The 12,059-nt window shown below is 72.9% G+C and carries 9 protein-coding genes; 4 read left to right on the top strand and 5 right to left on the bottom strand.

All coding sequences use genetic code 11. From position 1 onward, the window contains the following. Positions 1 to 49 precede the first annotated feature (49 nt). Positions 50 to 1,387 (top strand): sensor histidine kinase, encoded by a 1,338-nt coding sequence (locus IE226_RS24605; protein WP_190083524.1) that lies wholly within the window; start codon positions 50 to 52, stop codon positions 1,385 to 1,387. A 34-nt stretch (positions 1,388 to 1,421) separates the two neighbouring features. Here IE226_RS24605 and IE226_RS24600 read toward each other — a convergent pair whose 3' ends face one another. Beyond that, positions 1,422 to 1,949: an SUKH-3 domain-containing protein gene (locus tag IE226_RS24600; RefSeq protein ID WP_190083523.1), complete on the bottom strand. Its 528-nt coding sequence runs from the start codon at positions 1,947 to 1,949 to the stop codon at positions 1,422 to 1,424. A 51-nt stretch (positions 1,950 to 2,000) separates the two neighbouring features. Then, positions 2,001 to 2,576 (bottom strand): YwqJ-related putative deaminase, encoded by a 576-nt coding sequence (locus tag IE226_RS24595; RefSeq protein ID WP_190083522.1) that lies wholly within the window; start codon positions 2,574 to 2,576, stop codon positions 2,001 to 2,003. A 353-nt stretch (positions 2,577 to 2,929) separates the two neighbouring features. On the opposite strand from IE226_RS24595, the gene IE226_RS24590 reads away from it, so the two are divergent. From IE226_RS24590 to IE226_RS24580, 3 genes are all read left to right on the top strand, one after another. After that, on the top strand, positions 2,930 to 3,916 hold the full coding sequence (locus tag IE226_RS24590; protein ID WP_190083521.1) for an SMI1/KNR4 family protein: 987 nt from the start codon (positions 2,930 to 2,932) through the stop codon (positions 3,914 to 3,916). A 7-nt stretch (positions 3,917 to 3,923) separates the two neighbouring features. Further along, the gene (locus IE226_RS24585) at positions 3,924 to 6,908 is read left to right on the top strand and encodes an SUKH-4 family immunity protein (RefSeq protein WP_190083520.1); all 2,985 of its coding nucleotides are present in this window, start codon (positions 3,924 to 3,926) and stop codon (positions 6,906 to 6,908) included. A 225-nt stretch (positions 6,909 to 7,133) separates the two neighbouring features. Further along, positions 7,134 to 8,033, top strand: a complete 900-nt coding sequence (locus IE226_RS24580; RefSeq protein ID WP_190083519.1) for a coiled-coil domain-containing protein — start codon at positions 7,134 to 7,136, stop codon at positions 8,031 to 8,033. A gap of 104 nt (positions 8,034 to 8,137) precedes the next feature. Here IE226_RS24580 and IE226_RS24575 read toward each other — a convergent pair whose 3' ends face one another. From IE226_RS24575 to IE226_RS24565, 3 genes are all read right to left on the bottom strand, one after another. After that, positions 8,138 to 9,781, bottom strand: coding sequence for a sodium/solute symporter (locus IE226_RS24575; RefSeq protein WP_190083518.1), 1,644 nt, complete (start codon positions 9,779 to 9,781; stop codon positions 8,138 to 8,140). Next, a complete protein-coding gene (locus tag IE226_RS24570; protein ID WP_190083517.1) occupies positions 9,778 to 10,287 on the bottom strand; it encodes a DUF485 domain-containing protein in 510 nt (169 codons plus the stop codon). The genes IE226_RS24575 and IE226_RS24570 overlap by 4 nt, the downstream gene beginning before the upstream one ends. 122 nt (positions 10,288 to 10,409) lie before the next feature. Beyond that, a complete protein-coding gene (locus IE226_RS24565) occupies positions 10,410 to 12,056 on the bottom strand; it encodes an MFS transporter (RefSeq protein ID WP_190083516.1) in 1,647 nt (548 codons plus the stop codon). Positions 12,057 to 12,059 lie beyond the last annotated feature (3 nt).

Raw genomic sequence — 12,059 nt, 5'->3', positions numbered from 1 at the left:
CCGGAAACTCGCCGGAAAAGGAGGGCTTCGCGCCCGTAGGCTGGGAGGTATGACCACGACGGGGGAGAGCCACAGCGCGGCCGTGACAGGGCCGTGGTGGTGGGAGCGGCGGCGTAGTGCCGTGCTGGACGTGGGGCTTGCGCTCGCCTCGGCGGCGGAGTGCGCGGCCGAGGGAATCACGTTCGCGGGGGACACGGGGATTCCCACGGGGGTGGGGGTCGCGTTCGGGGCGCTTGCGGGTTCGTCGCTCGTACTGCGGCGGCGTTGGCCCATCGCCGTCGTGCTGATCTCGATCGCGATCACACCGGCTCAGATGGGGATGTTCCTCACCGTCGTCGGGCTCTACACGCTCGCCGCCTCCGAGCTGCCCCGGCGGATCATCGGTTCGCTCGCCGGGATGTCTCTGCTCGGGACGCTCATCGTCACGCTGGTGCGGACGCGGCAGGACATGGAGAGCGGGGATCTGGGGTTCGCCGAGGGGTTCATACCGTTCATCGCGATCACCACCTCGATCGGCCTCACCGCGCCGCCGATCCTGCTCGGGCTGTACGTGGGGGCCCGGCGGCGGCTCATGGAGAGTCTGCGGGAGCGCGCCGACAGCCTGGAGCGCGAGTTGCAGCTCCTTGCCGAGCGGGCCGAGGAGCGGGCCGAGTGGGCGCGTAACGAGGAGCGGACCCGGATCGCGCGGGAGATGCACGATGTCGTCGCTCATCGGGTGAGCCTGATGGTCGTGCACGCGGCCGCCTTGCAGGCCGTGGCCCGGAAAGATCCGGAGAAGGCCGTCAAGAACGCCGCTCTGGTCGGGGACATGGGGCGGCAGGCGCTGACGGAGCTGCGCGAGATGCTCGGTGTGCTGCGTACCGGGGAGCCGACGCCCGCGGCGGGCGGCCGGCACGGGTCGGTCTCCGATGTGATGCCGCTTGCCGCCGTGGGGTTCGCCGCCGCGGCTGCCGCCTCGCGTGCGGTGGACGAGGACGGGCCGTCCCTCGCGGAGCTCGACGAGCTGGTGGGGCAGTCCCGTGCGGCGGGGATGGCGGTGGCGCTGTCCGTGGAGGGCGAGTCCCGTGCGTACGCGGCGGACGTGGAGCAGACCGCGTACCGCGTGGTCCAGGAGGCGCTGACGAACGTGCACAAGCACGCCGCGGGCGCCAAGACGTATGTCCGCCTGGCTCATCGCGGTGCGGAGATCGCGATGCAGGTGGAGAACGAACCGCCGCCCGAGGCGGGACCCGGGGACGCCCGGTTGCCCAGTGGGGGCAACGGCCTGGTGGGCATGAAGGAGCGGGTCACCGCGCTGGGCGGGGTGTTCGTGTCGGGCCCGACGGACGCGGGCGGTTTCCGGGTGTCGGCGGTGCTGCCGGCGGCGGCTGTTGTGGCTGGGGCGTGAGCGGGGTTTTTGGGGGCGTGCCCCAGTCGGGCGCTCAGCCTGTCCTGAGGCGTTCCGGCTGGGTGCCTGATGCCAGGGTGGCGAGGGCCTCGTCGATGTGGGAGCCGAGGTACCAGTCGCCGCTGTGGTCGAGGCTGTAGACGCGGCCTTCCGCGTCGATGGCGAGGAGCGCCTGGGTCTCCGTCTCCTCTCCTATGGGGCAGACCTCGGTGTCGAGGGCGCGGCCCAGGTCCCCGAGGGTGCGGGCCAGGTGGAGGCCGTACAGGGGGTCCAGGTGCACGGTGGCGGGCGCTATGTGCCGGCCGGGGCCCTGCGGCGTGATGTGCAGTCCGCCGAACTCGGCCCACGCCTCGACGGCGGCGGGGAAGACGGCGTGCTGGTGTCCGGCCGGTGAGGTGTGGCGGCGCAGGACGTCGGCCCAGATCTCGGCCTGCTTTATGTCCCAGCGTCCGGGGGTCCAGCCGGCGGCGCGCAGGGCGGCGTCGACGGGGACGGGGAAGCGTGGCGACGCGGCCGTCTGGGGCGCGGGGTGCTCGGTGTGCTGCTGCTGTTCCGTGTGCATGGGCCCTCGTTGTGGTTCGCGGCTCGGTGTGGTCCGCCGCTCGGTGTGGGGTCAGGATTCCGGTGTCGTGGGTTCCACGATCCGTACGCCGAAGTGCGCTGCGAGGGCGGTGCAGGAGCGGCAGGGGCGGGCGAAGCCGCCGTGCAGGGGGTCGCCGTCCTCGCGGATGCGGCGGGTGGTGAGCTTGGCGTGCTTGAGGGCCTTGCGGGCTTCGCCGTTGGTCATCGGTTTTCGTGCCGCGCGTTTCGAGCGGCTGCCGTCGGCCGCCGTGAGGTGGCGTGAGATGAGGATGGCTTCGGCGCACCGCCCGGTGAAGCGTTCGCGCTGGCCGCTCGTGAGGGTGTCGAGGAAGTCCTGTACGAGCGGATGCAGGGCCGGCGGCTCTTCGCCGCGGCCCGCTGTACAGGTGAGGGTCGCGCCGCGGACGGAGAGCGCGGCGGCGACGGTGGGAAGTATCCCGTCGCGGCGCTGGCGCAGTACGGGCGCGTGCGCCGAGGCGTCGCTCCAGCCGACGCGCGGGTCGCCCGCGCCGGCCGGGTGCCCGGCGCTCGCCGAGGGCCCCGAGGGCCCCGAGGGTGCCGTCGTGGCCGCCGGGCAGCCGGTCGTACCTGTCTGTGCCGTGTGCATGGTGGTGCTTCCCTCCCCGCAACTCGCGGCTGTGACCGCGTGTGCCACGCCCCCGCGTTGCGGTGACAGCCTGCCAAATGGGGCGGGTGGTGCGGAAGCTGGGGCACCGCGACACGCCTGGCTTTCGTCGTACGGTGACGGTCCGGTGGCTGCTGGTCATGGAACCGGAGGCCCGGTGACCGGTGTCGTCCTTGCGCATAGGCTGTTGACGTCCGCGGTCAGCGGAACGCAGGACGAAGTACGCACAACCACGCACATCGAATTGACGCACAGCGAAACAGCGAATCCACGCACAGCGAATCCACGCACAGTGATCCGCAGAACCATTAACAGTGCCGCAGGGGGCAACCGCCATGACGACAGGTCGGCTGGGGCAGCAAGCCGCGCCGCCGAACGCGGCCTACGCCGGGCAGGTCGTGCACTTCCCGGATCCGGTCCGGGCCACGCGCCATCCCAGGGGTGTGCGCGTCGATGAGCACGGCTATCCCGACTTCTCGGCCTACGCGCGTGCGGCCGCCGAGATCGCCGAGCCTCCGGAGGGTTTCGGGGTCGACGAGCTGCGCCTGACGGACTACGTCTCCGCGAACGCGGCGATGGCCGCGGCGGACCACGACCTGTGGGACACGATCCCGCCGGTGGCGACCCCGCACGGCTGGACCTGGCACCACGTGCCCGGCAGTCGCCGTCTTGAGCTGGTCCCGGTGGAGGTGAAGGCGCTCCTGCGGCATCACGGCGGGCTCGCGACGACGCCGGTGGACCAGAACAAGAGGGGTACGCGCCCGCTCCAGGAGACGCGGCCCGCGCATCTGGCGCTGCCGAAGTCGGCGGTCGCGGTGAGCGAGCAGGACGTCCTCGGTGCCGAGGAGGAGCTGGGCTACCGGCTGCCCGGCGCCTACCGCTCGTTCCTGAAGGCGGCGGGCGGCTGCGCTCCGGTGGGCACGGCGCTCGACGCGGAGCTGGGTCTCCTGATCGACCAGCCGTTCTTCACGGTGCGGGACGAGGCCGCGGTCAACGACCTGGTGTACGTGAACAAATGCCTGCGGGACCATCTCACCAAGGACTACCTGGGAGTCGGTTTCGTGCAGGGCGGCATCCTCGCGGTGAAGGTCAAGGGTGACCGGATCGGGTCGGTGTGGTTCTGCGCGTACGACGACGCGCGGGACGTCTCGGAGACGGCCGCCTGGGCGCCCGCGGAGCGGGTGGAGCGGCTGCTGCTGCCGTGCGGTGACGACTTCGACGCGTTCTTGTCCCGTCTCGCGGGCAATCCGCCGGAGTTGGAGACCGTGGCGAACCTGATGGTGGACGGCGGCTTCGCGCGCGCCGTCCCGGTGGGGGAGTGACTTGTCGATGGTGACCTTCGCGCAGGCGCAGGAGCGCGCCGAGGAGTGGATCAACGCCGACGTGCCCGGCTACCAGCACCGTGAGGTGCGGGTACGGGAGTTCGAGCTCGGTTTCGTCGTGTGGGCGGAGGACCGGGAGAACGGTCCGGTGTCCGACGGCGGCCGTCAGCGCCTTGTGATCGCACGGGACAGCGGTGAGGCCACGCTCTGGCCGGGCCTGCCGGTCGGTGAGGTGATCCGCCGGTACGAGGAGGAGTACGGCCTCCCGGACGCGGCGCCGGAGGACGCGGCGCCGCCCCCGCCGGAGCGAGTGGACCTGAATCAGACGTCGTTCCTGTTGAGCCCTCCGGAGTGGCTCCAGGAGGCGGCGGACAAGCTGGGCATTCCGGATCGCAGGGCGGGGTCGTCGAGTGCGGCGGGGCCGGCGAGCGGGGCGGGGCCGGCGAGTGCTGCGGCTTCGGATGCGCCGTCTGCGCCTGCCGCGCCCGCCGCGTCTGCGGTGCCGGGTGCGGTCGACGGGGGTGCGGGGTCTGGCGGTTCGGCGTCGGGTGCGCCGTCTGCGCCTGCCGCGCCTGCCGCGCCATCCGGGCCATCCGCGCCATCCGCGCCCGCCGCGTCTGCGGTGCCGGGTGCGTCCGACGGGGTTGCGGGGTACGGCGGTTCGGCGTCGGGTGCGCATGCCGCGAGCCCCTCGCCCTCCGTACCTTCTGCCCCTGCGGCACCCGCCCCCGCCGCTCCCGAAGCGCCCGGTGGCGGTACGCCGTGGCCTGCGGCCGGGGGGTCGAGCGCGCCCGCCGCGGCCACGCCGTGGGCCGGTACGGACACCAACGCCGATACCGGCGACGACCGTTCGGTGCAGGCGCCCGCGACGGTGTTCGCGCCGCCGCTGGTCGGCGGCGACGATGACGACACTCCGCCGCCCGGGGTGGCGCCGGAGGCCAAGACCGCGCTGATGCACGGCGGCAGCGGGCTTCCGTCGACGACGGTCGCGCCCGCGATCGACGGCCCGAACCAGCCGCCGCCGGGCGCCGGTGCTCCCGATGCGTCCGCGTACGGCTATCCGCAGGGGCCCGGCGCGCAGCCCCCGGCCGCTCCGACGGCTCCGGGGCCGAACCTTCCCCCGCCGCCCGCGGGTGCCGCGGTGAACATGCCGCCGCCGCCCGGCGTGAGCGCTCCGGACCCGGCCGCGTACGGCTACCCGCAGGGTCCCGGCGCGGTGCCCCCCGGCGCGGGGGACATCGCCGACGCCGCGACCAGCAAGGCGCAGGCTCCGCCGCGCGGTGCCCGCGGCGGCGGTGCGGGTACGCCGCCGCCTCCCGGTGCGCCGGGGGTTCCCGGCGCCGGTGCCGCGGGGAGTACGCCGCCGCCGTCCGGTCCCGGCGCTCCGGGCAACCCGGCGGGCGGTTACGTACCGACGCAGCTCGTCTCGGCGCTCGGCCCCGACGGACCTCAGCCGCCCGCGGCTCCGGACGCGCCGCGGCCTCCCGGTGCGCCGAACCCGCCCGGCAGCACCCCGCCCCCCGGCGGCGGTGTCCACCACGCGGCGACGATGCTGGCCGACCCGAGCCTGGGCGGCCCCGGCGGGATCAAGCCGCCGGGCGCTCCGGGCGCGCCTCAGCCTCCCGGCCCGCCCGGCGCTCCGCAGCCTCCCGGTCCGCCCGGTGCTCCGGGTACGCCTCCCGGTGGCGTGCACCATGCCGCGACGATGCTGGCCGACCCGAGTCTGGGCGGCCCCGGCGGGATCAAGCCGCCGGGTGCTCCGGGTGCCCCGCAGCCTCCCGGCCCGCCCGGCGCTCCGGGTGCCCCGCAGCCGCCCGGTGCTCCCGGTGCTCCCGGTGCTCCCGGCGGCGGCGTGCATCACGCCGCGACCATGCTGGCCGGTCCCGCGGTCGGCGGGCCCGGCGCGCCCATGCCGCCGCAGGCTCCCGGCGCCCCCGGTGCTCCCGGCATGCCGCCGCCCGCGCCGGGCGGTCCCGTGCCCGGTCAGCCGTACGGCTATCCGCAGCCGCCCACCGGTCAGCCGACCGTCGGCCCCGGCTACCAGGCCGTACTTCGCTATCGCGCGCAGGACGGCTCCGAGCAGCAGCTCATCCGCCGCTCGGCGCCCGGTACGCCGCACCCGGAGTGGCAGATCCTGCACGAGCTGCGCGGCATGAACGTGCCGCCGCAGCAGGTGCTCGAACTCCACACGGAGCTGGAGTCCTGCGAGCTGCCCGGCGCGTACTGCGCCCGCATGATCCGTGAGACCTGGCCGCAGGCGCGCATCACGAGCATCGCCCCGTACGGCAGGGATCACGCGTCCCGGCAGGGCGGCATGCAGCAGCTCATCGCGCACCAGGCCGAGCTGCACCAGGTCGCGGACGGCCCGGCGCGCCCCGCGCCGGTGCGTGCGCCGCTGCCGCAGGTGCAGCCCGCGCCGCCGATTCCGCCGGAGGGCGTGGCGCAGGAGCTGGTGGGCGCGTTCGGGCCCGGCATCTTCCGCTTCGACCAGCGGGCGGTCTCCCGGCAGGGCGTGCCCGACCTCGTGGCGCACACGCTCGTGGTGGCAGGTCTGCCCGTCGACTTCGGTCCGTTCTTCTGGGCGCAGGCCCAGCCGGGGCGCCCGGTGCCGACGCTCGCCGAGACGGCGCAGGAGCGCGGGGTGCAGCCGGCGTCGGACGCGGGTTCGTATCTCGTGATGGGCAGTGACTTCGGCCGGGCGATCTGCGTCCAGTACGGCACGGCGAACATCGTCGCCGTGCCGGTGGAGGCGGGTCCCGGCGGTGCTCCGGTGCCGCCGCAGTTCGTGAATACGGGGCTGCCGGAGTTCGCGCGCTGCCTGGCGCTGCTCGGCCGCATGTGGCGGCTGCGCTTCGGGCTCAACCAGGAGCAGGCGGGCCGCTGGACGGTCGATTTCCAGAGCCAGCTGGCGGCACTCGACCCGGCGGCGCTCGCGTCGCCGGAGAGCTGGTGGTCGGTGCTGCTCGAGCAGATGTGGGACGGCCTGTTGTAGCCCCGTGCCGTGCGGAACGAGGCGCTCGACCCCGTGCGGGGTCGGGCGCCTCTCGCGTTTTCTGGGCCGCCGCACCCCCCGGATTCCGACTTCTGGTGGCAAATGGAGCATCCTTGAGCGGATGAGATGCGCGGAGTGTCGCGTTATGAGCGCTTCAGCTTGATCCATCAAGATGTGCGCCAATCGCGTAGTACGCGCGTGGTGCGTCGGAGGAGGGATTCAACGATGAGCAGCGGTGCAACGGCGTCGGAGCACGGTTTCGTCACCGTGCGCGGGCGCGGCTACCACCCCGATCAGGTGGACGCGTACGCCTTCGAACTGTCCGAGGACCGCGACGGCGCGTGGGAGCGTGCCGCCCGGCTCACCGTCCTCCTCAAGGAGATGGAGGCGGAGGCGGAACGGCTGCGGGACGTCGTCTCACGGCTCGCCCCGCAGACGTACGAGACGCTGGGCGAGCGCGCGCAGCAGATCCTGGCCCTCGGCGAGGCGGAGGCCGCCGCCGTGCGGGAGGAGGCCGAGGCCGACGTGCAGCGTATGGCGGAGGCCGCGGACGCGGAGTCGCAGAAGCTCCGTGAGGCCGCTCGTGCGTACGCCGAGGAGATCCTCGAGGAGGCCGACGAGCGGGCCCGGCAGCGGCTGCTCGCCTGCCGTGCCGCGGCGGACGAGTCGCGGATCGGGGCCCGCCGTGACGTGAAGGAGTGGCGCGGCGAGGCTCTTGCGGCGCTGCGTGAGATGCGGGAGCGCAGCGCCGCGCTCCTGGAGGATCAGGAGAAGGAGCAGGCCGAGCGCTGGGAGGCGGCCGAGCGGGAGATCGCGGCGCGGGTCGCGGAGGCGGAGGCGCGGGAGGCTTCGCTGGTGGCCGAGGCCGAGGCGGGCCTCGCCGAAGCGAAGCGGGTCCTTGCCGAGGCGGAGGAGTCCGCCCGGCACGGGCAGGAGGACGCGGAGGCGCGGGGCGCGGAGCTGGTCGCCGCGGCGGTGGCGCGGGAGGAGGGCATTGCCCGGGACACCGAGCGGATGCTGCGGGAGCACGGAGAGGAGTGGGATGTGGTGCGGGCCCATATGGACCATGTGCGGAGCAGTCTCGCGGCGTTGACCGGGCGGGCGGCGGCTGAGGGTGCGCCTTAGCCTGCGGCTGGCTGAGCTGGGTTTCGGGCCGCCGCTTCGCGGCGATTTTTTCCCGCCCACCCACCCATTACTCCGCGTCCAGATCTTTCCGTAGGAACGCCGCTCTACCTCCTCGTCACCCCCGCCAGAATCCGGCCCTCCACCGCCTCGTACCGCCTGCGTTGTTTCTCCGACTCCCTCGGGCCCGAGGACACCGTGCCCAGCCAGCCCAGGAGGAAGCCGAGGGGGATGGAGGCGATGCCTGTGGTGGTGAAGGGGAACCAGTTGAAGTCGTGGTTCGGGAAGGCCGAGGTGGGGGCGCCCGAGACCAGGTTCGTGCCCGTCATGAGGATGACGGAGCCGACGGTGCCGCCGATCAGGGTCCACAGGAGGCCCCTGCGGGTGTAGCGGCGCCAGAAGAGGCTGTAGACCAGGGCCGGGGCGAGTGCCGATGCGCCCAGGCAGAAGGAGAGGGTGACCAGCGGTTGCAGGTTGTGGTGCTGTACCAGGACCGCCAGGACGATCGCCACGCCTCCCACGGCCAGCGCCGAGACGCGGGCCAGTGTCATCTCGCGGCGCGGCGTCAGCTCCTTGCGCAGGCTCAGGTGGGCGAAGACGTCGTGGGCCAGGGAGTTGGCGCAGGCGAGGATCATGCCGGCGACCGAGGCGAGCAGGGTCAGGAAGATCGCCGTGGTGACCGTCGTGAAGACCAGGGTTTCCGTTGTCGACGGTGTGGACCCGAATACCGCCTTCGAGCCGATCAGGTACGCCGTGTTGCCCTGCGGGTCCGCCCCGGCGATCGCCGCCCGACCGACCATCGCCGTCGCGCCGAAGCCGACGATCGCGATGATGAGGACGAAGAGTGCCACCGAGGACACCGCCCACGACATGGAACGGCGTATCTCACGCGCGTCGCGCGCCGTGTACATCCGCATCGTGACGTGCGGCAGGCACGCGCCGCCGAGTACGACGGTCAGTTCTGAACTGATCATGTCCAGGCCGGGGTTGGGGCTCCCGGCGAACTGGAGTCCGGACCGGAGGAACGCCGGGCCGGCGCCGCTGCCCTTCTGGGCGGCGGCCAGGAGCGCGCCGACGTCCCAGTCGAAGCGGTGCAGGACGAGCGCGGCGATGACCGCTCCGGAGCCGAGCAGCATCACGATCTTCAGGATCTGGATGAGGGCCGTGCCCTTCATGCCGCCGATCGCCGCGTAGCTGATCATGAGCGCGCCGAGTGCGACGAGGCAGCCCGTCTTCACGCCTTCGCCGGAGAAGCCGAGGATGAAGGAGAGGAGGTCACCCGCGCCCGCGAGCTGCACCAGCATGAGCGGGATCAGCGCGGCCAGCGTCGCCGCACACGCGGTGATCCGTACGGCACGGCCCGGCATCCGGCGTGCCAGTACGTCGCCCATGGTGAACCGGCCCGCGTTGCGCAGGGGTTCGGCGAGCAGGAACATCAGGAGCATCAGGGACAGGGCGGTGCTCAGGGCGAGGACCACTCCGTCGTACCCGAGGAGCGCGATGATGCCGCCGGTGCCGAGTACGGTCGCCGCCGAGATGTAGTCGCCCGCGATGGCCAGGCCGTTGCGCATCGGCGACAGAGCACCGTAACCCGCGTAGAACTCGCCGAGATTGTCGCGGTCTGGGCCCGTCATGACGCACAGGAGCAGCGTGAGCGTGACGACGGCGGTGAACGCCACCAGGGACATGGCCTGCGCCGAGTCTGCGGCCAGCGTGACGCCGGGAAGCGGCGGAGTGGAGTCGGGGATCATCGGTTGGCCTCCAACTCCGCCAGTTTGCGAAGCCGTTCGGCCAGCGGGTCGACCCTGCGGCGGGCCGTGAACTCGTACAGCGCTATGGCGATGAGGGTGACGGGGACCTGGCACAGGCCAAGGAGCAGGCCGGTGGTCAGGCCGCCGGAGACCGGGTCCGTCATGAGGGCCGGGGCGAAGGCGGAGAGGACCAGGAAGAGCGTGAAGTAGCCGAGCGCGGTGAGGGTGGCGACGCGGCGCTGCCAGCGGTAGGCGCTGCGCAGATGGCGCAGGTCGCTGTGGCGGCCGAGTGCGGGGTGGCGGGGGAGCCTGGGGCGCGGCGGGGGAGGGGTTGGTGCGACGGGCTGCCAGGGATAGGTGGGGTAGGAGGGGGAGGAGTCGTGCGGGGGGAGGTGGGGGTGGTAGGCGTGGTGGGGGTGGTGCGGTTCGCGGGAGTGGCGTGGTTCCCGGGGGCGGCCGGGTTGTTGCGAGCGGTCGGGGTGTTGGGGCTGGTGAGGGTAGGTCATCCCGGTTCTCCTTGCGCGGCGTCGGTCCGGTGCGGGACCGCAGGGAGCGAGCGGTGAGAATCGAGCACGTTACTTGTAAGTAGTAGAGCCGCGTAGGGTTTTGCGCATACTGGGTGGTCGGTTTATTCGGCCGGCCTGTTCAGGGGGTTCTCGCGCCCGGCCCGTTCGGTGTTCTTGCTGCTCTCCGGGGCCTTCGCCGCCTCGTTCTCCGGGTTCTGCGCACCGATTACCGGAAAGCGCCGCGGGGCCAGGAACGCCAGTACGAGGAGTGCGAGCACCGCCGCGCAACCCGCCCCCACGTACACCGTGTCGACCGCCGAGTCGACCGCGCGGCGCAGGCGTTCGGGGTCGGCGACCGAGGCCGGGTTCTCCAGTGCGCGGGCCACCGAGTCGAGCGAGCCCGCGCCGCCGAGCCGCGAGGTGAGGACCCCGTTGGCGACCGCGCCGAAGAGGGCGGCGCCCAGGGTCTGGCCTATCTGGCGGCAGAAGAGGACGGACGCGGTGGCCGTGCCGCGTTCGGACCAGCCGACGGTGGACTGCACCCCGACGATCAGCGGGAGTTGGAAGAGGCCGAGTGCCGCGCCGAGAAGCAGCATGATCAGCGCCGGCTGCCAGGCCTGCCCCGGATAGGGCAGGAAGGGGAACGCGAAGAGGAAGAGCGCCGCCGCGCCGATGCCGATGAGCGCCGTGTCGCGGAAGCCGAGCCTGCGGTAGACGTGCTGGCTCAGGGCGGCGGAGACCGGCCAGCTCAGCGTCATCACGGAGAGCACGAATCCGGCGGCGATCGGCGCGAGCCCCAGCACGGACTGGGCGTACGTCGGCAGGAAGACCGTCGGGGCGACCATCAGCAGGCCGAGCGCGCCGAGTGCGAGGTTGACCGCCGCGATGGTGCGCCGGCGCCAGACCCAGCCGGGGATGATCGGCTCCGCCGCGCGCCGCTCGATGACCACGACGGCCGCCGCGAGGAGCAGCCCGCCCCCGAACAGCGCCAGCGACCGCGCCGAAAGCCAGCCCCAGGCGACGCCGCCCTGCACGAGCGCAGTGAGCAGGATGCCGCCGCAGGCGAAGACGGTGAGCGCGCCCGCCCAGTCGACGGGCCCCCGCGTGACCGACTCGCGTTCCGGCTCGTGCAGGTGGCGCACGATCAGCCACAGGGCCACCGCGCCGATGGGCAGGTTGATCAGGAAGATCCAGCGCCAGTCGGCGTACGCGGCGATCAGCCCGCCGAGCGCCGGGCCCGCGACGGACGAGGTCGCCCACACGGTGGACAACTTGGCCTGGATCTTGGGGCGTTCCTTGAGCGGGTAGAGGTCGGCGGCCAGGGTCTGCACCGTCCCCTGGAGCGCGCCGCCGCCCAGGCCCTGGACGACGCGGAAGGCGATGAGGGCCCACATGTTCCAGGCCACGGCGCACAGGGCCGAGCCGATCAGGAAGAGGACGCTGCCCGCGATGAGGACGGGCTTGCGGCCGAAGGTGTCGGAGAGCTTGCCGTAGATGGGCAGGGTGACGGTGACGGCGAGCAGATAGCCGGAGAACAGCCAGGAGAAGACGGAGAAGCCGCCGAGGTCGCCGACGATCTGCGGGATGGCGGTCGAGACGATCGTGGAGTCCAGGGCGGCGAGCGCCATGGCGAGCATGAGGGCGGCGACGACGGGGCCGCGGCGCCGTCCGTCGGGCGAGCCCGAAGGTGTGCCGGGCGAGCCCGAAGGCACGTCGTGCGAGCCCGAAGGTATGCCGTCCGCGTTCACCGAGATTCCTTCCCCCTGCATCTA

The organism is Streptomyces longisporoflavus, from assembly GCF_014649775.1.
In the GTDB taxonomy this organism is placed as follows: domain Bacteria; phylum Actinomycetota; class Actinomycetes; order Streptomycetales; family Streptomycetaceae; genus Streptomyces; species Streptomyces longisporoflavus.
This window is presented reverse-complemented; position numbering and strand designations above follow the sequence as displayed.

Coding starts and splice junctions, on each gene's coding strand:
- IE226_RS24605 (WP_190083524.1), top strand. CDS start 50: ATGACCACGACGGGGGAGAGCCACAGCGCGGCCGTGACAGGGCCGTGG.
- IE226_RS24600 (WP_190083523.1), bottom strand. CDS start 1,949: ATGCACACGGAACAGCAGCAGCACACCGAGCACCCCGCGCCCCAGACG.
- IE226_RS24595 (WP_190083522.1), bottom strand. CDS start 2,576: ATGCACACGGCACAGACAGGTACGACCGGCTGCCCGGCGGCCACGACG.
- IE226_RS24590 (WP_190083521.1), top strand. CDS start 2,930: ATGACGACAGGTCGGCTGGGGCAGCAAGCCGCGCCGCCGAACGCGGCC.
- IE226_RS24585 (WP_190083520.1), top strand. CDS start 3,924: ATGGTGACCTTCGCGCAGGCGCAGGAGCGCGCCGAGGAGTGGATCAAC.
- IE226_RS24580 (WP_190083519.1), top strand. CDS start 7,134: ATGAGCAGCGGTGCAACGGCGTCGGAGCACGGTTTCGTCACCGTGCGC.
- IE226_RS24575 (WP_190083518.1), bottom strand. CDS start 9,781: ATGATCCCCGACTCCACTCCGCCGCTTCCCGGCGTCACGCTGGCCGCA.
- IE226_RS24570 (WP_190083517.1), bottom strand. CDS start 10,287: ATGACCTACCCTCACCAGCCCCAACACCCCGACCGCTCGCAACAACCC.
- IE226_RS24565 (WP_190083516.1), bottom strand. CDS start 12,056: ATGCAGGGGGAAGGAATCTCGGTGAACGCGGACGGCATACCTTCGGGC.